Below are 18,602 nucleotides of genomic sequence, written 5' to 3'. Positions count from 1 at the left end.
TACGAAGTTTCGATTGGCTCAAAACCGCAGACTTTAGGAGACCCCCCGCAGAATTTTGTGGTAACACCGCATGTCCTTTTGCACTCATTGGTATTACTCTCGAAAAACGAAAAAAACCTTAACTCTTCAGGTTAAGGTTTCTACATATTGACTGTATTTTTCTTCTGAACTTGTTGAGACCATAACACTGCGCCACCAACAATTATTACGATAATTAACACGATTATTAAATAGGTTGGTAAAAACAATACCGCTATGGCAAACCAACCAAACAAAAGCAAAAGCGGACTGGTTGCTCTAAGAAACATATAAGTAAATCTCGACCAGCCAGATCGAATAAAGGGTGTGGCTTCCAATAATAAAATGGTCGGGTTCATAATGATTCCATAAATAAGCGGGATCGCGATATACTTCGGAAAATCCATATCCATACACATCCCAATGAGATAGACAAATCCCGCACTCAAGGCTTGCATAAAGTAATCAATGTGCGCAGATTTTAGTTTCTTAGGATTGGTAAACGTTTTTCTCATTAATGGATTCTTTTGATAGTGAACAGCCGCTAAAGGCAGCGACAATACCAACCCAATCATAAAGGAAAATAACCCCCATTGCAGTATCACAATATTCATCATGTTTCATCCTTTCGTTTCTAACGATTTAATAAAATCATATTCCAGGAGAAGCCATCGCTTCGCGCAAACAATGATGTCAAACACGCAAAAAATTGTGGGGACACCGAACACTCCACTTCATTTTTGCGCAAAAAAATAACCGGTGGTTACCGGTTATCTTCAAGTTAATATAAATCTTCATTTGGTAAAATGCCCAGGTTTTTGGATTTTTTGATGGCTTCTACTCGGGAATTCACGTTTAGTTTTTGGAACAGTTCCGTTAGACTGTATTCTAATGAACGTTGACTGATTAATAGTGTCTTAGAGATTTCTTTGTTGCTGTGCCCTTTTGCCAATTCACGAAGAAGTGTTTCTTCTTTTTTTCCAATCGTGGTCTTTTCATTTGCCTTATCCCCTTGGACTACGATTTCCTGACGTCTAAGCTGCTTTAATAGGTGCATAGGAACAATCGCTTCTTTCCTCGCTGCACTTCGAATCGCCTGAACCAATTGTTCACGGGTTGACGTTTTCGCGACAAAACCCGAAACCCCTGAGTCCATCAGCAAATTAAAATGAGGGGCAATATCAAACCCGGAATAAATTAAAATTACGGCATCAGGAACATCCTCGAGCACCTTCCTTGCCAAATCAGCTCCATTGATGTTTGGCATGTATAGGTCAAAAAGAATCACATCAAATGTCTTCAGCCGAACTAAGTCAGGGACACAATATACGTCCGTTTCAATCGTGACATTCATATCTGGTTCAGCTTCTATCAGCATTTTTGTACCTTCTACGACTGATCGATGATCATCAACCAACAATATTTCCATAGTAATCACCTTTTTGCTTTGTTGTAGTAGGCAGGGTAATGTTCACCTGAAAACCTTGCTTTATGGCGGAATGTACCTTTACCTCTCCTTCTAAACTTAGAACTCTATTTTCAATACCGGCAATACCCATATGTTTATATGAGCCTTCCATACCAGATAAATCTACTCCAACCCCATTATCATTATAAGAAAAGTAAACCTGTTCTTGATTACTTGCCAGTTTCATCGTTACTTTCATTGCCTTTGAGTGTTTCGTTGCATTATTTAATAGTTCTTGCACGATTCGATACATCCCTAAAATTTGATCTTCATTCAGAGGGGTTTGCATGTTTTCAGCATCAAATTCTATCTCGTAATTAGAGAACATTCTTGCGTATGAAAAGAGGCTTTTTAACGATTCTACTAATCCCATTTTCAGAAGAAATGGCGGCCGCAATTCATTACAGGTAATGCGGATTTGGTGGATAGCATCGAGTAAACCTTCCTCAATTTCCACCAATTCCTCTTTTATCTCCTTATTAAATAAAGACGTGGAGCGAAGTGATTCCAGCCTGCGATACCAAATAATGAGATCCTGCAAAACGGTATCATGAAGGTCGCTTGATAGGGCGGCTCTTTCTTTTTCTGACAGTCTGAATAAGAGTCGTAACATCCATTTAGGTGTTTCATTGTAAACAGCCATGTTTTCCATGCGCTTCATCAGGTCTTCAATGAATTGAAGGTTATCGTAAAGAATGGTGACATAATGGACAGCAGTCTCCAGCCACTCCTCTTCCATTTTAAGCAGGGCATTTCTGAAACGAATCCGTAAGTATATGAGCTCCTCCTTCTCACCAATTTTGATCCACTTATCATTCCGTACCCCGTCATTCGGTTCCTGACCCCGTGGTATTTCTTCAATGGAAGCATCCGTCACGGGTAATACACTCTTAACCTCATCGATTAGCCGACTTTCTAACTCAGATACTTTCATGACATTGGCAAGGTCATTAGAAAAACGATTAATACTTTGTTGGAGCGTTTTGTACCTTTCTTCACTTAAGAGGAGTTCCCGCTCCTCCCGTTTCCGATCCGTAATATCCTTTACAATTCCATGTACACCATTTAATTCTCCAAATAGAAAAATCGGCACGAAGGTAATATGAACAATTCGCTCCCCTATGCTAGAGCGAACGATACGACACTCCACATCTCTTGATTCTTTCCTCTGGATGACTTCAGAAAGAACTTGGAATACAGGAAGGTGGTCTTCATCATGAATTAAACCGATAAAGCAACGGTCTGGCAACTGCTCCATTTCAATACCTGTTATTTTCTCAAAGGCATGATTCGCATTGACAAAGTTGGCATGTAAGTCAATTGAAAATACACCATCTAAGTTGTTCTCAAATAAGGACTTATACCTTTGTTCGCTCTCCTCAATCACTAGCTCAGATCGTTTTTTCTCCGTGATATCTAACATCATGCTGTCAAGTCGTTCAACTGCTCCTGTCTTATCCAAGTACGGATGAATAATCAACTGACCCCATTTCGTTTCATTCTCATTATGGATAAAACGGATGAGTTTGTTCACTGGTAATCCCTGATCTAACGTTTCTTTTACTGACCCCATAAGCATAAGATTATCGTCAGGATGGATATGGTCATGCATGCGAATCGGTTTATGCATGAGTTCATGCCTTGGAATGCCTGATATTTTTTCAATACTTTCCGAACAAAAGGTTAAAAAGCTAAAATCCTTATCTGTTGACCAAACAGCTGCATTCACACTTTCCAGGATATTTTCCAGTAACTGCTCTGTCATTTTGCGTTCTGTTATATCTCTTACAACAGCTACCACATACTTTACATTTCCAAAACTATCTAGTACGGGTTTGACTTTTGTTTCGGCATAGAGTGTGAATCCCTGTGAATGGATTACGCGATATTCCAAACTGACTTGCCTCTTTGTTTCAACCACCTGAAGATGTTTGGATCGAACATAGTCTCTGTCTTCTGGATGAATGATATCAAATGCATCCATCCCTTCGTATTGTTCAATGGTATAACCTATTAACGGTTCGAAGGATGGCGAAACATATCGGACAATTGATTTATTATCAACCATGACGATCGCATCTGTCATGTTATCGGCGATAATCTTGTACTTTAAACCCTCACTTAGAACATCATCACTACTACTGTAATTCGAATTTTTCCCCATCGCCACTTCCCCTTTCAACGCAGCACACTTTCCAATATCATCCTATTTATCCTCATTATAATCGAGGATGAATCTATGACACACGCAAAAAAATGGGGAAAGTCCGCAATTTATGTACCGATGCTAAGTTTACTTCTTTTCAACATAAATTAAATTATCGAGGGAATACTACTCCTATTTAGTTAAAATGTGGGAGGATTAGAAAGTGACTAGAGAAAATACCCTATCCATTTTCGCTTTAGGCGGAATCAATGAAATCGGAAAAAACATGTATGTAGTTCAATATGCAGATGATATTGTCATTATCGACTGCGGTGGTAAGTTTCCCGATGAGAGTCTATTAGGAATTGACCTAATTATCCCCGATATTACTTATTTAGAAGAAAACAGAGAGAAGATTCGCGCCTTGGTGGTTACCCATGGGCACGAGGATCATATCGGCGGCGTTCCTTACTTTTTAAAAAAATTAAATGTACCGATCTATGCCACCAATTTCACCTTAGGGTTAATCGAATTAAAGTTAGAGGAGCACCGGCTGATGAGGGATACGAAGCTCATCCCTGTTAATGCTGATTCAAAACTTGATTTCGGGCAACTCCAAGTATCCTTTTTTAAAGTGAGCCACAGTATTCCTGACTGTCTCGGAATTGTTTTGCATACACCTGAAGGAAATGTCGTACATACCGGTGACTTTAAATTCGACCTGACACCTGCTAATAACCAATATGCGGATATTCATAAAATGGCTGAAATCGGCCGGCAGGGTGTCCTGGCTCTCATCTCAGAAAGCACCAATGCTGAGCGGACCGGACTAACTCCTTCCGAACGAATGGTAGGCAGTCATATGGACGAAGCTTTCATGAAGGCAGAAGGCAAAATTATTGTTTCTACGTTTGCTTCAAATGTGAATCGGGTACAGCAGGTGGTCGATTCGGCCATCAAGACAAACCGCAAGCTTGCCTTACTCGGCAGGAGCATGGTGAATGTCGTAGATGTGGCGATTGAACGGGGGTATTTAACGGTTCCAGAGGGAATGCTGATTGAGCCGCGTGAGGTCGACCGATTAGCTCCAGAAAAAGTAGCGATACTTTGTACAGGGAGTCAAGGAGAACCAATGGCTGCACTCGCCCGACTTTCTAGCGGAAACTACCGGGATGTCGCCATTTACCCTGGGGATACGGTCGTTTTAGCTGCCTCTCCGATACCAGGTAATGAAAAGGATGTATCACGAATCATCGACAACCTGTTTCAACTTGGGGCGAAAGTCATTTATGGCTCTGGCAGCACCACTGGCATGCATGTGTCCGGCCATGGCTATCAGGAAGACTTGAAGCTGATGCTCACCTTAATGCAGCCTACGTATTTTATTCCGATCCACGGTGAATATCGCATGTTGCATCATCATCGCCTGCTAGCCGAATCGATTGGAGTAGAGAAAAACAATACCTTTATTATTAAAAATGGCGATGTGGTCGATATCGAAAATGGAGCGGCACGCCAGACTCGAAAGGTGCCATCAGGGGATACGTATGTAGACGGCATAAGCGTCGGCGATGTTGGAGCGATTGTATTACGCGACCGAAAGCAGCTATCTGAGGATGGAATGCTAGTCGTTGTTTTAACATTAAGTAAGGCCGAGAGAAAAATCATTTCTGGCCCTGATACGATTACTCGTGGGTTCGTATTTGTAAAAAATTCCGAGGATCTTATGAAGGAAGTGAACCAGCTCGTTCGAAAAACAGTCAATGATCTACAAGAGGAAAATGTCCGACAATGGAATATCATCAAACAAAACATAAAGAAAGCCGTCGGCCAATACCTATTTGCACAAACGAAGAGAAAACCAATGATTCTGCCTATTATCATTGAAATATAAAAAGGGTGTCAGGCACCATTGTGAAATTTTCACATGGTGCCTGACACCCTTTCTACTATCCTTTATTCTAAAGATCCCACAGTTTGCAATAATTCATTTGATTCGGGAGTAACGTAGATTGTGCGGCTTGGGAAGGCAACTTCTACTCCCTCTTCCTCTAGGATTCCCATGATTTCTAAGTTGATATCATGTTTGATTCTCACATGTTCTGCCCAAACAATTGTATTGGTGAAGAAATAGATAAGAATATCGAGACTACTCTCATTATAATGATCGAATGCAACCATAATCGTATCTGGATGAATATCCCCATGTTTCTTTAACATCTCTTCGATTCGCTGAACCACTCTTACAATTTGGTCTTTAGTGGTTCTATAGTTAATGCCTAAGTGGAAATTGATCCTTCGTTTGCCCATACGGCTCCAGTTGGTAATCGGTTCGTTTGCCAAGGTTGAATTGGGAACGGTAACGAGTGCCTGACTAAATGTTCTCACCTTCGTGCTTCGGAAGTTAATATCCTCTACTGTCCCCTCCACACTAGGAGTTAAAATCCATTCACCAATTGAAAAAGGTTTTTCTGTGACAATGACGATTCCACCAATTAGGTTGCCTACCGCTTCCTTTGCAGCTAAGGCAAAGGCCAGACCCCCTAATCCAAGACCTGCAACCAAGCCATTTACATCATAATTAAATTCCTGACCAATAATCGTGATACTAATCGCAATCAGGATGACACGGATGGTTCTTGAAATAAACGGGAGGAGAATTAAATCAATTTTATTGTTAATCTTCTGGTTCACACTAATTAATATCCCCGAAGTAGGAGAGGACAAATTAAATAATCCCCAAGTAATTAACACAATGACCATCGAACGTAAAAATTTTAAAAATAACGCATTATGTTGTTCGACAAACGGGAAGTAATCCATTGACACATACAAACCTACAATAATAAATGCCCATCCTAACGGACGTTCGAAACTTAAAAAGATTTGTGTAAAGAAATCAGTTGGTGTTTTTCTAGACAGCTTTAGAATCAACTGAAACACATACTTAGTAAATAGGTTTCTAAAAAGAATAAACAACAGCAAAATCACAATAGAAATCCCTAAATTTTTTAACATATCATAGTCTAATGACGACATTGAAAAAGCCAGTACAAATGAATCCATAGACATTTTAAAGATACCTCTCTTTTATTACTTTTTTAAAGGCTCTGTTAAACTTGTCTGTTGATTTCCGCTCCAGGTGCTTCGCTTTCCGTGGGCGTTTCGGCGAGCCTCCTCGGCGCTTGCGCCTGCGGGGTCTCCCCTGAACCGTACTCCCACAGGAGTCTTCGCACCTTCCGCTCCAATCAACAGAGTATAAAAATCAACATTATTCTTTAACAGAGCTTTTTTAAAACAATACATCCACATATCTTAAATCTTAAAACAAAATATTTGAATACGGCAAAAGTCATGGATTTATTCATAGAGCATGGGCTTATTAACCCTTCTAAATCAGACTGGCTAGCTCTTTTTCCATCGGCTTTGGGAGTTATAAACCTCTCTTATCGACCGGTTCACTGTTTTTCCATTGGTTTCGGGGGTTATAAACCTTTCTTATCGACCGGTTCACTGTTTTTCCATTGGTTTCGGGAGGTATAAACCTCTCTTATCGACCGGTTCACTGTTTTTCCATTGGTTTCGGGAGGTATGAACCTCTCTTATCAACCGGTTAACTGTTTTTCCAACGGTTTCGGGAGATTAAACGTCCCTATTGACCCTTAAGTTTTTTCTAATTATTTATACTATTCCAAGAAATACTGTAATATGAAATTATAACTAGAGTCGATGGGGGATGTTTCTATGAAAAAGAGAAAGCTGGCTTCACTTATAATTATTGGTTTATTACTTTTATTTATTATTGTAACCGGTTTCAATGCACTAACTTTAAAATCAAAACAACCCTCACCTAAGCCAGACGACACCGCGATTAACCAGGATGAAGCAGTCGCGCATCTATCAAAAGCCATCACGTTCAAAACAGTTTCCTATCAAGACCGCAGTAAATTTGATTTCAGTGAGTTTAGTAAGTTTATTGATTTTTTACAGGAGAGCTTTCCGACCGTCTATAAAAATCTAGAGTTTGAAAGAGTCAATGATTATGCCCTGGTCTATAAATGGAAGGGCAGTGATTCTAGCAAACTTCCCATCGGATTAACGAGCCATTATGATGTGGTCCCCGTGTTAACAGGAACCGAAGCCAATTGGGAGCAGGACCCTTTTAGCGGTAAGGTGGTCGACGAAAAGATTTGGGGCCGGGGGACATTGGATGACAAGATTGGCGTCATTGGTATTTTACAAGCAGTCGATTATCTATTAGCAGAGGGCTTCAAGCCGGACCGCGACATGTATTTCATGTTTGGGTTTGATGAGGAAATCGGCGGGGATGAAGGAGCCAATGCTATTGTAAACACCTTAAAAGAGAGAGGAATTACGTTTGACTATGTGTTAGACGAAGGTGGGGCGATTGTCGAAAACATGGTGCCTGGTGTAAAGCAGCCAGTCGGCGTTGTCGGCATCTCAGAAAAAGGCTCTGCCACTGCAGAATTAACCATTGAAGGCAGTGGCGGACACTCGTCGCAGCCGAAGGATCACACCAATATCGGCCGAATCGCCAGTGCTATTAGTAAATTGGAAGATACCCAGTTTAAAGGGGACCTGAGGGGTCCAGGAGAAGACATGTTTGAATTTGTGGCACCCGAAATGAGCCTTGGAATGAAATATGTATTTGCTAACAAAGGAATTTTTGAACCGGTGATTGAAAAAATCTTATTGCAACAGCCTGCATCTGCTGCGTTAATTCGAACCACCATCGCCCCCACCATTTTTCAAGCGGGCGAACAATATAACGCTTTGCCGGAAAAAGCATCTGCCATTATTAACCTTCGGGTAATGCCTGGTGATTCCTTATCGAAAGTGAAAAAATTCATTGAAGATACAATTGACGATGAAGACATTAATGTGACAATCACAGGCACTGAAGCCTCTAAAGTTTCATCAGTGAACGGCTGGCAATTTAAGTCGATCCAGCAGGCAGCAAGAAATGTGTACCAGGATGCTGTTGTTGCTCCTTATCTCATGTTTGCCGGCTCGGATGCACGACAATACGACCCTATCGCAAAAAACACTTATCGTTTCTTGCCTGTGCAAATTACTTCTGAAGATCTCAACCGGATGCATGGCACAAACGAACATGTCAGCATCGATAACTACATGAACGCCATTAAGTTTTATGTAGAAGTGATGAAGGAAGCAAATAAATAAGTTTTTAAAAAAACGCATACCAATTAACATACGAAAACGCTCAGAGAATTATCGCTCTGAGCGTTTTATTCCATTTGACATTTATATTTACGATTTCACCTTATAAAAGTGTTCCCATATTAATACTATCGCAGCAGTTAAAAATACTCCAAGAAAGCAAAAGCACATAAATAATAAAGTTAGTAGCGAAGCACTCTTTGAGAAAGGGTCAATATTTGCATGAACAGAAAAATAATTTGCGGCAATCTTGCTACTCACAATCATTACAACAATCCCAACAACACAAATCATAAAAATAGTTACTTTTTTCATATACATCACCTTTTTAGTATTTGAGTATTTGGATATAACGGTAAATGGAAAAAAAACAAATCATAATGCGAATCGATTTACCGATTAATGCTATTTCTCTACAAAAACGGATTCAAATGAGCCTCTATTCCTTGCTGTTACTGTGTTAATTGTAGGGTAACGTTCTCCACTTCAATTATTGTTCCTAATGGAAGATTAGAGTTAGTTGTCTTGGCATACAAATGAACCTTCAATTCTTTCTCTTTTTTAAAATGAAACTCCAGTGTTGTATCTTTCATAATAAGCGAGCTTCCTGTTTCTGTTTCGACACAATCTGGGAACACGCTCGAAATAAAGGCTTTGACCTCTTCGCTTTCCTGTATTTCTACGACGGCTCGATTAATCGCATGTACTTGGTTCTTCTCACTATTAGGATGCATAAAGTATTTTTTGGTAAACTCATATTTTTCCTGGCTATCCATTTCTAGAAACATAAACTGTAGGTCCGTACCTGGGATCTCTGTGGTATAAAGGGTACGAAACGGTAGGCTTTTTTTGAAAAAGCGGAGCATAGTAAACGTAATCCGTTCTGGACCACTCACTTGAACTCCCCGAGTCTCTAGTTCGGCTTTAATCTCTTCAACATTATCTACCATGAAACACAAGCCAAAGATTCCTCTTTTTCCAGAATGGTATTTATCCACCCACTCAGGTCTCCAGCCTCCCCCATCCTTATTGAGCATCCAGGGCATTTCAAGATATTGTTCCCCAATCCAAATGTTGGCCACCTTAAATCCTTTCGTCCCTTTTCCTTTAGTCGGTTCAAACGGGATGGCTATTTTGGCCAATTCATCTTTTAACCCAGCTAATTTTTCATCGTCCTTCGTAATATGTACAACAAAGTGGTCTAATCTCATATCCACCAATTCCCCTTAATCTAGCTATCATGGATACTAACAATAACATAATCTACCATTTATGGTTTTTTGTCCAATTAAAAATCAATGAAAATAGAGCCGTCCTCCCCTTTTCCTGTAAACTTAGCTATAATAACAAAAATGATGAAAAGCACCAGGAATAGGAGTTGGTTGCTTATGACAAACATTAGGGATCTCGCCAAGATGGCTGGCGTTTCTGTGACTACCGTGTCTCGCGTGTTAAATCATCACCCTTATGTAAGTGAAGAAAAGCGAAAAGCGGTCCTGGAAGCAATCGAACAAACGAATTATCAGCAAAATATCAATGCTGTCCATTTAAGTATGGGGAAAACCTTTCTTGTTGGTGTCGTTGTTCCTTATATTGACCATCCCTATTTTTCGTTGTTATTGAAGGGAATGGCAAGTGAGGCATTGAAACACAACTACAAACTAGTTCTTTTTCAGACCAACTATGATGAAACAAGAGAATTAGAAGCCTTACAAATGCTAAAACAAAAGCAAATAGATGCACTGATTATTTGTTCCCGTAAAACCAGGTGGACGACGATTTCTGACTACCTGACTTTTGGCCAGATAATTTTATGTGAAGATACGAGAGGGAGGCCCGTTTCGTCCACCTTTGTAGACCACTATAAAAGCTTTATGACTGCACTAGAATATTTATATGACAAAGGGCATCGGAACCTTGGTTATTGTATCGGACGTAAATCTGGTAGGAACAGCTTTTATCGAGAAAAGGCATTTAAAGATTTTGTCACCAAACATGATTTGCCTTTTAATCCCGCTACTATTTTTGACCACTGTTTGCATTTTGAGGATGGAGAACGGGTCATTGAGCGGATAGCAGACATGTCGGAACCACCGTCTGCACTGTTGGTGACCAGTGATGAAGTTGCAGCAGGAATTGTTACCTGTGCCCAAACCCGAGGGTTATCTATCCCTGATGACCTTGCTATTATCGGCTTCAACAATCAACCGATTGCCAAAATGATGAATATCACCACGATGGAAATTCCGCTTGTGGATATAGGTAAAAAACTCTTTTTACAAGGTATTAATGATACTAACAAGGTCTTTCATAAAGAAATATCCGTTACCTTAATTGAACGGAAGACCGTCTAATTATTCTTGTATCTGTCTATTGCACAAGGACAATTGTCCACGAATGGTGCCTGACACCTTTTACGGAGACCGTTTAATTATTTTTCTAAAATCTCTTGACCTGAAACGCGTTTCATACAATATTCTGTTTTTGCAAAGGCTTCAGCACCTGGTCCGCGTGATCGGGCAACCGAGCGTTAGGACTGGTGCTGTGGTAAACTCGGAGGTGTTACTATGCAAAAACCAATTGTATTTTTCGATATTGATGGAACGATTTTAAATGAAGATAAAGTGATTCCAGAGTCCACGAAGACTGCCATTCGTCTGCTTCAGGAAAAAGGAATTCATACGGCGATTGCTACTGGGCGGGTTCCCAAAATGTTTTATTGGATTCTGAAGGAATTAAATATTAACTCATATGTATCGATGAATGGACAGTATGTGGTGTTTGAGGGACAGGAAATATACTCCAATCCAATTGATTCTGAAGTCCTGCAATCTCTATCCACTATGACCGCAAGCAATGGGCATGCCCTAGCCTACTGTAGCCATCTCGATTACAAGGTGAGTGAAAGAAACCATCCGTATATTGAGTCTAGTTTTGATTCTTTGATGATGGCTTACCCTGAAGTGGACCCAGAGTATTTTAAAGGGTGGTCTATTTTTCAAGGACATTTATACTGTGAAGCCCAATATGAACAAATATATGCAGAACGTTTCCCGGAATTTAGTTTCGTCAAATGGCATGAGTATGCGTACGACATCCTGCCAAAAGGAGCTTCCAAGGCCGTTGGTATTCAGAAGATGCTTGAGGCATTAGAGATGAAAATTGAGCATAGCTATGCCTTTGGAGATGGATTGAACGATTTGGAGATGCTCTCTACTGTTGGAACCGGAGTTGCTATGGGGAATGCTGTTCCTGAGGCAAAAGCAGTTGCGAATTTAGTGACAACCTCGAATTGTAATGATGGCATCCTCCATGGATTGATCCAACTTGGACTTTTAGAGGAAGTGCTTGCCGTTAAATAAAAATGATGGGCCCCTTCTGTCTGAAGGTGCCCTCTTGTGGTGTCAGGCACCATTTTCCATTAATTCACTGAAGGCACAAAAATCTTTTCATACTCGTAGTCGCCATTGGTTTCGTTTATTTTGATAACCGACGCATTTTCTACGGGCTTAAAGCCAGTAAGTTCGTCTATTGGCCAATTCATCAGGAAGGTTAACAGCATTTGAATAAAGGCTGCATGGGTAACAATAACCACATTTTCATACCGTTGCTGCCGTTTTACACGCTCTATGACGGTGTGCATGAACATCGTTGCCCGTAAGTACACATCGGCCAATGACTCCCCATTTTCATAGCGAAAATAAAATTGGCCTGCTGCTTTGAATTCCTTCTTTTTCTCTGGTGGGCGATTGTTAAAGTCATAAAGATTCCCTAATTCCCACTCTCTTATTAAAGGATTCTCGAAAAAAGGAACCTGTTCTGGCAAGTGATAATGAACTGCTTGCGCTGTTTGAATCGTCCGTAAGTAAGGAGAACTGTATACCACTGTCTTTTCATTTAGTAGGGCTTTCATAAATTCAGCCGTTTTTCGAACTTGATGAAACCCTAGATCCGTCAACGAATGCTGTGAATCATGGGTATGCGCCATCACTGTTCGATCGATATTATGTTCAGACTCCCCATGCCGGATTACGTATAAATTCAACTCTCTCCACCCCTTAACAATTTGTCCATAGAAGATACTACTACCTATAAAACTATTAAATTCATCTTTTTACAGAAGGAAGTAATTTCTGAGCTATTCTGTGCCCAATTAATACAATTAAAATCGTGATTAAACCGTAAGGAGCATTTAAAACGATATCCCTAAAATTAATAATCTCATCCTGAAGAAGCCGGTAAAATAGATATAGTGAGTAAGGTATGGTGATCAAAATGGCCGTCCCCACACCTAATGCATATGTTCGAAAAAAGAGAGACTGCCCAATATGTGTGAATACATGAAGAAACAAGAGAACATTAAATCCGACCACTAACCCAAATAATTGCTGCTCCACTGCCAAATAAGCTGCAATTATATACATGACAAGTTGCAATACAACAGGGATGGAAAATCTAGCTGCCGTTGTGTGTGACATTCCCTCAAATAAGCCTCTTGCCCTTAAAGGTACCCGTTTGATTACCTTTGCATAATTTTTCTGAAACCAAGCTTCTACAAAAATGATTTCTTCAAAATCATGTAATAAAAATGTAAGCGGAAATAACCAAATGACCGTTTCTATACTTAGATTCGTATTAAGCCATTCCAACATGCTTTCACATCTCCACTTTCTCCAACTTAATAACTATCGATTCTCTATATATTCGATAACCTTTTGAAAATCCCCTTTTGTTCCAACTGTTCCATGTCCAGGAATGGCTGTTTCAATATCCATTTCTTCTAGTTTCCTCAAAATCTGAATCCAGTTCTCGGGATTTGACTCCTCAAACAAGGAGGGCTGTGAATTCACAAATAACAAATCACCCATGAATGCTACTTTTTCCTCTGGAATATAAAGGACGGCATCACAGTGGGAATGCCCGCCACCCAATGTAAATAATTGAGCGCTTCTTTCAGTCCCTGTAAAAGTGAATTCATCTGTAAATGTCTGATGAGGTAACACTAATTCCAATGTGGGTAAAGACACTTCCATTTCGCCTAAAAAATGAATCTGCTGCTGTAACTTTTCATCATATGTCTCACCTAATTTCAGCTTTAGTGACTGGATATAATTTTTAAGACCCTCGATATCACTTTTCTGTTTATCAATTCTCGCAGGATGAAGGTATTTCATTTTTTCATAGGTGGTTTGACTCGAAATAATGGTACTTTCCTTGAAGACCTGGTTCCCTCGGATGTGGTCTCCATGCCAATGACTATTAATCACACATGTGACAGGCCGCTTCGTTACTTGAATAGCCATCTTGTTTAAGTCTTCCGCTGCTTGTTGGGTGTTAAAGGTATCAAACACAAGGGTCTGACCCCCTAAATCCACAAACCCGGCGTTTCCGACTGCACCACCGCCTTCTTTTGCGATGGCCGCATATATTCCGTTCCGGACTTTTTCGAGCGTAAAATGTTTGCTATGAAATTTTTCTAGCATATTTTTCTTACTTCTCCTTCATTGAGTTATTGTTAACATATAAGCTTTTCTTACATTATTTTTTATAATTGGTGAAAAATAATATAGGAAAGTGTATTTTAATAAGTATGTAAATATTTTGTGGCAGACAATTAGTAGGGATGTGTAATAGTGCAATCTTTGAATCATCTCATTGAACATTATGGATATTTTGGTATCATTATTGCCTTAATTGGTGGAATTGTAGGACTACCCATACCGGATGAAGTTCTGCTTACTTACGTCGGCTATAATATTTTTCAGGAGAAAATGTCTTATTTCCCCTCCCTTTTATGTGCTTTTATCGGTGCATTCGGCGGAATTACTCTAAGTTATCTTTTAGGGATTAAATTAGGTCTCCCATTCTTACATAGGTTTGGGCCAAAATTACATATAACAGAAGAAAGAGTGAACAAGACAAGGAAATTATTTATGAAGTTCGGGCCCTTTCTGCTAATCATCGGTTACTTTATTCCTGGTGTAAGGCATGTGACGGCCTATCTTGCTGGAATAAATAATTATTCTTATAAAAAGTTTGCCTTATTTGCCTATTTGGGTGCCATGACCTGGTGTTTTACTTTTATTACGCTCGGAAAAGCGTTAGGAGAGAATTGGATTCATGTCGGAACCTATCTATCTAGATATAGTCTCTATGTTCTCTTCGTACTCCTTCTTGGCGCTATTTTATTTTTTACCTTTCGGAGGAAGAAAAGAGTTTTGAGCTAAATATTAATCAAACGTTTGATTAGTTTTTCGAAAGCCTGCCTTCTTGTATAGACAACTTTTAATCAAACGTTTGATTAGTTTTTCGAATCCCGCCTTCTTGTATAGACAACTTTTAATCAAACGTTTGATTAGTTTTTCTAAACTCACCATCTTGTATAGGCAACTTTTAATCAAACGTTTGATTAGTTTTTCGAAACCCGCCATCTTGTATAGACAACTTTTAATCAAACGTTTGATTAGTTTTTTAAAGGTCCACCTTATAGCTCCGTTCACTTACCTCTCCATCAGAAAATACCCGCTCCACATATTCCATTTCTTTTACCGAAAATAATAAAACGGTTGAACTCCGTGTCCCATAGTGTTCGCTTTGAATAAACAATGGAGAAAGTAACCTTTCCCACTCTAACGATACGCCTGTGTTTGGAAGAAGCTCATCTTGGGCAGGATCAGCATGTTGAAGAAGCACCATCAGCTCCTCAACCAGGTTTTCTCGAGCCCCTGTGATGATTTGGGACAGACCTTCCTTTCCTCTTTCCACCTTCGGCCATTCCGTATTTAACAAATGATTACTGACACCATAGATGCCAGGCTCCAGCTTTTGAAGCTCCTGCCCAATATTTGAATAATAATAGAGCTCTTTCGCATCACCAGCTAATAAGTTATAACCTGGATACTGTTGTTGACGTTTAGCTAACCCCTGCATATACTCCTTCAGGTCACCATCGTATTTTAAAGCATCTGCCACTAACTCCCCGCGTGATTGTTTGCCAGTGGTTACTTCCTTTTGATTGCGATAATTGGTTAACGCTGCAAATCTTCCTGAAGTGGTAACTCCCATCCACGTGCCCATCTTCTCTAAATCACGTCCTGCAAGGACGGTAGGATCGTCCTCCCAGTAGTGAATAGGTGCAGTAGGACGCCGATAAAATTCATCTCGATTAGCTGCGACAATCAATGGATATTGCGGATGAACGTTGTAGGCTAATAATATTAAACACATGGACTATCACTGCCCTTTTTAAAATATAAATTACTTTGTACTTCTATTTAATTGATTCCTTACGCTTCCGAAGCATCTTTTTAATCAGGCGTATTTGCCCTCTGTGACTCAGTTCATCCTCAAACACATGAAACCACTTAAAGTAATTATTAGCAGGACGATCCCACCAAAACGGAGCTTGTTCAAATAGCCATTCGCCTGGTAACGTTTTAAATGTTGCAATCGTCTCGTTTCTCACCTGTTCTAATTTTTCAAGGTAGTATTCAAGCGGGTTCCCTTTAATCTGCTCTCTAGCATTTTTTCCTAAATCTAATGCAGGATTAAGAGCATTTTCTTCTTCATCTGTTAGGTCCCGGTTTTCAAACGTTACAATCTGGTATGTTTTTTCAACCGAAGCCATGTGTGCTAATAGCATTCCAATGGAATTAGCTTCTTCATCAAAGAGAAAGTCTAGTTCTTCTACGGTTAAGTCTTTTACTGCATCTAAGGTTGTTTGCCTGGTATAGTTCATCATGGATACCAATTTACTAAATTCCAAACCTAAGCCGTCTTTTTTGTCGATTACATATAAAGTTTTATTATCAAAATTCAATCCTATCCCTCCAATTGGGAAAATAATGCAATACTACTATTCGACTTTTTTGAAGAAAAACCTTTAATTACGGTGTAATTATGTATTCACGCTAAATCGTGTTAAACTAACCAACGACATATATAAATTTTATTTAAAAAATGGAGTGGTTAGATGAGTAAAGCGAAAGCAAAAGCGAAAAGTGGAATAGGTAGGGGGACAGGTAAGAAAGGCTGGAACCGTTGGCAAACTAGCGCTAATAAAGCAAAAAACGCCAAGCCATATGTCAGCAAAGGGACTAAAAGAGCAGCGGATGCAAAAAATGCTGATCAAACTTCCGATAAATAGTTGTCTTAACCTTTTTAGTTGGTAGTCGTTGTGATAAGTACGTGCCAGTAATTCTCATTTGAATCTTTTGATGAATACTTACCGTATTGGAAATGCTAATGAACGATATAACCAACTTAGGGGGTATTTGTAATGTCAGAACTAGAGCCTTTGGAATACGAAACAGGCACCACGATCCGTGATTATGACATCATCGATATTACATCAACTGCAAATGGCTATGATGTACTGCTTGATATTAACTTAGATAGTGGGTATTCATTAACAAGAACCAAATTAGAAATTACCCATGAGGATTTACAAGGATATGAAACAAGTGAGGTCGAAGAAGGTATTAAATATGCTTTAGGATTTTTTGGACAATAGGGTTGTGTCCTTCCTAACTTTTTTACTGTTTCTTTGTTAACGGTTGGTGTTATTTTAGGAATACCTGATTTAGCTCTTTACATTCTTTCATCACATTGGTCACGTATGGCCTTTTCCTTCGTGACCCTTTATTCGGTTCTATTACTGTTTGATTAACGTAAAACCTTCCTACGTTACCCTCTGCCTCTTCTTTTTTCTGTTTGGGTCACGTAGACTCTTTCTATGTTACCCCTCTCCCCTTCTTTTATCTGTTTCGGGCACGTAGACCCTTTCTACGTTACCCATCGCCTCTTCTTTTTTCTGGTTCGGGCACGTAGAACCTTTCTACGTTACCTTCTACCTCTTCTTTTTTCTGGTTCGGGCACGTAGAACCTTCCTACGTTACCCTCTACCTCTTCTTTTTTCTGGTTCAGGCACGTAAAACCTTCCTACGTTACCCTCTGCCTCTTCTTTTTTCTGTTTGAGTCACGTAGAACCTCCCTACGTGACTGTCTCCTCTTTTTGGTACCTATTAGGGCACGTATAATCTTCTTACGGACCTTTTACAACATTGCTGTATAACCGGGCTTTTACTATATATAATCTTTACACGCTCTTAACATAAGGTTAAGAAATCCCCTCTTTATTTTTAATACAATTAAAGTAAAGGGGGGCGGAAAATGACTAGAGAACTACTTGAATTGTTTTATGGCTTTGATTGTCGAGTGCTGCAGAAGGTAAATCACCATTTTGATAAAAAGCTATTAAATCTCTTTTTTCGTTTGGTCACACGTTTAGGAGGAGCAGATCTTACAATCGCTTCGACGTTGATTCTCATGCTTTTATCATCAGGGGAGGCTAAACTAACGGCCATCAGCAGCGCACTAGCTTTATCAGCGAGTCATATACCTGTCCATATTTTGAAAGAGGTACTCCCGCGGAGAAGACCATATGTAAAGATTGAAAAAACAAAAACTCATGAAAATCCATTACAAGACCCTTATTTTCCTTCGGGGCATACAACAGCTTTTTTATCCGTTGTAACACCCTACATCTTATTTGTACCCAACCTATCCTTTATCTTAATCCCTATTGCAGTACTTGTGGGCATATCAAGAATATACCTCGGCCTGCACTACCCATCAGACGTCCTAGCAGGTGCCTTTCTCGGAACACTAACTGGAGTTATCACTTTTTGCATTTTATGTATCTGAGAAATACAAATTATGGTGTCAGGCACCACAAAAAGACATTTGTCCTCACACAACGGACATTTG

Annotated in this window: 19 protein-coding genes; 8 read left to right on the top strand and 11 right to left on the bottom strand. The window is 39.7% G+C overall.

Annotation, left to right across the window (positions count from 1 at the left end; translation table 11 throughout):
* Nucleotides 1-140: 140 nt before the first annotated feature.
* The 3 genes from AC3A54_RS18890 to AC3A54_RS18880 all read right to left on the bottom strand — a co-directional run bounded on the left by AC3A54_RS18890 (nt 141) and on the right by AC3A54_RS18880 (nt 3,650).
* Nucleotides 141-632 (bottom strand): hypothetical protein, encoded by a 492-nt coding sequence (locus AC3A54_RS18890; RefSeq protein ID WP_487655693.1) that lies wholly within the window; start codon nt 630-632, stop codon nt 141-143.
* A 167-nt stretch (nt 633-799) separates the two neighbouring features.
* Nucleotides 800-1,447, bottom strand: a complete 648-nt coding sequence (locus AC3A54_RS18885) for a response regulator transcription factor (protein WP_487655692.1) — start codon at nt 1,445-1,447, stop codon at nt 800-802.
* Entirely contained in the window at nt 1,428-3,650 is a 2,223-nt protein-coding gene (locus AC3A54_RS18880; RefSeq protein ID WP_487655691.1) for a sensor histidine kinase, read from the bottom strand. Before AC3A54_RS18880 ends, AC3A54_RS18885 begins: the two co-directional genes overlap by 20 nt.
* A 205-nt stretch (nt 3,651-3,855) precedes the next feature.
* Here AC3A54_RS18880 and AC3A54_RS18875 point away from each other — a divergent pair, with 205 nt between their 5' ends.
* On the top strand, nt 3,856-5,526 hold the full coding sequence (locus AC3A54_RS18875; RefSeq protein WP_487655690.1) for a ribonuclease J: 1,671 nt from the start codon (nt 3,856-3,858) through the stop codon (nt 5,524-5,526).
* A gap of 62 nt (nt 5,527-5,588) precedes the next feature.
* On the opposite strand, the gene AC3A54_RS18870 is transcribed toward AC3A54_RS18875, so the two are convergent.
* On the bottom strand, nt 5,589-6,704 hold the full coding sequence (locus AC3A54_RS18870; protein WP_487655689.1) for a mechanosensitive ion channel family protein: 1,116 nt from the start codon (nt 6,702-6,704) through the stop codon (nt 5,589-5,591).
* Between the two features lie 672 nt (nt 6,705-7,376).
* Here AC3A54_RS18870 and AC3A54_RS18865 point away from each other — a divergent pair.
* Nucleotides 7,377-8,837: a M20 family peptidase gene (locus tag AC3A54_RS18865; RefSeq protein ID WP_487655688.1), complete on the top strand. Its 1,461-nt coding sequence runs from the start codon at nt 7,377-7,379 to the stop codon at nt 8,835-8,837.
* A gap of 87 nt (nt 8,838-8,924) precedes the next feature.
* Here AC3A54_RS18865 and AC3A54_RS18860 read toward each other — a convergent pair whose 3' ends face one another.
* Together AC3A54_RS18860 and AC3A54_RS18855 are read right to left on the bottom strand one after the other, a co-directional pair.
* Nucleotides 8,925-9,149 (bottom strand): hypothetical protein, encoded by a 225-nt coding sequence (locus tag AC3A54_RS18860; RefSeq protein WP_487655687.1) that lies wholly within the window; start codon nt 9,147-9,149, stop codon nt 8,925-8,927.
* Between the two features lie 137 nt (nt 9,150-9,286).
* The gene (locus AC3A54_RS18855; protein WP_487655686.1) at nt 9,287-10,045 is read right to left on the bottom strand and encodes a VOC family protein; all 759 of its coding nucleotides are present in this window, start codon (nt 10,043-10,045) and stop codon (nt 9,287-9,289) included.
* A 177-nt stretch (nt 10,046-10,222) separates the two neighbouring features.
* Between AC3A54_RS18855 and AC3A54_RS18850 the strand changes: the two genes are divergently transcribed.
* Nucleotides 10,223-11,188: a LacI family DNA-binding transcriptional regulator gene (locus tag AC3A54_RS18850; RefSeq protein WP_487655685.1), complete on the top strand. Its 966-nt coding sequence runs from the start codon at nt 10,223-10,225 to the stop codon at nt 11,186-11,188.
* Between the two features lie 213 nt (nt 11,189-11,401).
* Nucleotides 11,402-12,196, top strand: a complete 795-nt coding sequence (locus tag AC3A54_RS18845) for a Cof-type HAD-IIB family hydrolase (RefSeq protein ID WP_487655684.1) — start codon at nt 11,402-11,404, stop codon at nt 12,194-12,196.
* A 59-nt stretch (nt 12,197-12,255) separates the two neighbouring features.
* Here the strand turns inward: AC3A54_RS18845 and AC3A54_RS18840 are convergent, their stop codons facing one another.
* The 3 genes from AC3A54_RS18840 to AC3A54_RS18830 form a co-directional block, all read right to left on the bottom strand.
* Complete coding sequence (locus tag AC3A54_RS18840) at nt 12,256-12,879, bottom strand: histidine phosphatase family protein (RefSeq protein WP_487655683.1); 624 nt, start codon at nt 12,877-12,879, stop codon at nt 12,256-12,258.
* A 61-nt stretch (nt 12,880-12,940) separates the two neighbouring features.
* Nucleotides 12,941-13,486 (bottom strand): HXXEE domain-containing protein, encoded by a 546-nt coding sequence (locus AC3A54_RS18835; protein WP_487655682.1) that lies wholly within the window; start codon nt 13,484-13,486, stop codon nt 12,941-12,943.
* 33 nt (nt 13,487-13,519) lie between these two features.
* The gene (locus tag AC3A54_RS18830; protein WP_487655681.1) at nt 13,520-14,317 is read right to left on the bottom strand and encodes an MBL fold metallo-hydrolase; all 798 of its coding nucleotides are present in this window, start codon (nt 14,315-14,317) and stop codon (nt 13,520-13,522) included.
* Between the two features lie 147 nt (nt 14,318-14,464).
* Between AC3A54_RS18830 and AC3A54_RS18825 the strand changes: the two genes are divergently transcribed.
* Nucleotides 14,465-15,061: a DedA family protein gene (locus tag AC3A54_RS18825; RefSeq protein ID WP_487655721.1), complete on the top strand. Its 597-nt coding sequence runs from the start codon at nt 14,465-14,467 to the stop codon at nt 15,059-15,061.
* A 244-nt stretch (nt 15,062-15,305) separates the two neighbouring features.
* Here AC3A54_RS18825 and AC3A54_RS18820 read toward each other — a convergent pair whose 3' ends face one another.
* On the bottom strand, nt 15,306-16,061 hold the full coding sequence (locus AC3A54_RS18820) for an NRDE family protein (RefSeq protein WP_487655680.1): 756 nt from the start codon (nt 16,059-16,061) through the stop codon (nt 15,306-15,308).
* A gap of 43 nt (nt 16,062-16,104) precedes the next feature.
* Nucleotides 16,105-16,575: a DinB family protein gene (locus AC3A54_RS18815; protein WP_487655720.1), complete on the bottom strand. Its 471-nt coding sequence runs from the start codon at nt 16,573-16,575 to the stop codon at nt 16,105-16,107.
* Between the two features lie 231 nt (nt 16,576-16,806).
* On the opposite strand from AC3A54_RS18815, the gene AC3A54_RS18810 reads away from it, so the two are divergent.
* The 3 genes from AC3A54_RS18810 to AC3A54_RS18800 all read left to right on the top strand — a co-directional run bounded on the left by AC3A54_RS18810 (nt 16,807) and on the right by AC3A54_RS18800 (nt 18,539).
* Nucleotides 16,807-16,980: a DUF3934 domain-containing protein gene (locus tag AC3A54_RS18810; RefSeq protein WP_308081316.1), complete on the top strand. Its 174-nt coding sequence runs from the start codon at nt 16,807-16,809 to the stop codon at nt 16,978-16,980.
* Between the two features lie 132 nt (nt 16,981-17,112).
* Nucleotides 17,113-17,346 carry a hypothetical protein gene (locus tag AC3A54_RS18805; protein ID WP_487655679.1) on the top strand — a complete coding sequence of 78 codons (234 nt, stop codon included), beginning with the start codon at nt 17,113-17,115 and terminating at the stop codon, nt 17,344-17,346.
* A gap of 659 nt (nt 17,347-18,005) precedes the next feature.
* On the top strand, nt 18,006-18,539 hold the full coding sequence (locus AC3A54_RS18800) for a phosphatase PAP2 family protein (protein WP_487655678.1): 534 nt from the start codon (nt 18,006-18,008) through the stop codon (nt 18,537-18,539).
* Nucleotides 18,540-18,602: the final 63 nt, after the last annotated feature.

It is taken from the genome of Neobacillus sp. Soil_C_43 (assembly GCF_057656715.1).
This window is presented reverse-complemented; position numbering and strand designations above follow the sequence as displayed.

Coding starts and splice junctions, on each gene's coding strand:
- AC3A54_RS18890 (WP_487655693.1), bottom strand. CDS start 632: ATGAATATTGTGATACTGCAATGGGGGTTATTTTCCTTTATGATTGGG.
- AC3A54_RS18885 (WP_487655692.1), bottom strand. CDS start 1,447: ATGGAAATATTGTTGGTTGATGATCATCGATCAGTCGTAGAAGGTACA.
- AC3A54_RS18880 (WP_487655691.1), bottom strand. CDS start 3,650: ATGGGGAAAAATTCGAATTACAGTAGTAGTGATGATGTTCTAAGTGAG.
- AC3A54_RS18870 (WP_487655689.1), bottom strand. CDS start 6,704: ATGTCTATGGATTCATTTGTACTGGCTTTTTCAATGTCGTCATTAGAC.
- AC3A54_RS18865 (WP_487655688.1), top strand. CDS start 7,377: ATGAAAAAGAGAAAGCTGGCTTCACTTATAATTATTGGTTTATTACTT.
- AC3A54_RS18860 (WP_487655687.1), bottom strand. CDS start 9,149: ATGAAAAAAGTAACTATTTTTATGATTTGTGTTGTTGGGATTGTTGTA.
- AC3A54_RS18855 (WP_487655686.1), bottom strand. CDS start 10,045: ATGAGATTAGACCACTTTGTTGTACATATTACGAAGGACGATGAAAAA.
- AC3A54_RS18850 (WP_487655685.1), top strand. CDS start 10,223: ATGACAAACATTAGGGATCTCGCCAAGATGGCTGGCGTTTCTGTGACT.
- AC3A54_RS18845 (WP_487655684.1), top strand. CDS start 11,402: ATGCAAAAACCAATTGTATTTTTCGATATTGATGGAACGATTTTAAAT.
- AC3A54_RS18835 (WP_487655682.1), bottom strand. CDS start 13,486: ATGTTGGAATGGCTTAATACGAATCTAAGTATAGAAACGGTCATTTGG.
- AC3A54_RS18830 (WP_487655681.1), bottom strand. CDS start 14,317: ATGCTAGAAAAATTTCATAGCAAACATTTTACGCTCGAAAAAGTCCGG.
- AC3A54_RS18820 (WP_487655680.1), bottom strand. CDS start 16,061: ATGTGTTTAATATTATTAGCCTACAACGTTCATCCGCAATATCCATTG.
- AC3A54_RS18815 (WP_487655720.1), bottom strand. CDS start 16,575: ATGATGAACTATACCAGGCAAACAACCTTAGATGCAGTAAAAGACTTA.
- AC3A54_RS18810 (WP_308081316.1), top strand. CDS start 16,807: ATGAGTAAAGCGAAAGCAAAAGCGAAAAGTGGAATAGGTAGGGGGACA.
- AC3A54_RS18805 (WP_487655679.1), top strand. CDS start 17,113: ATGTCAGAACTAGAGCCTTTGGAATACGAAACAGGCACCACGATCCGT.
- AC3A54_RS18800 (WP_487655678.1), top strand. CDS start 18,006: ATGACTAGAGAACTACTTGAATTGTTTTATGGCTTTGATTGTCGAGTG.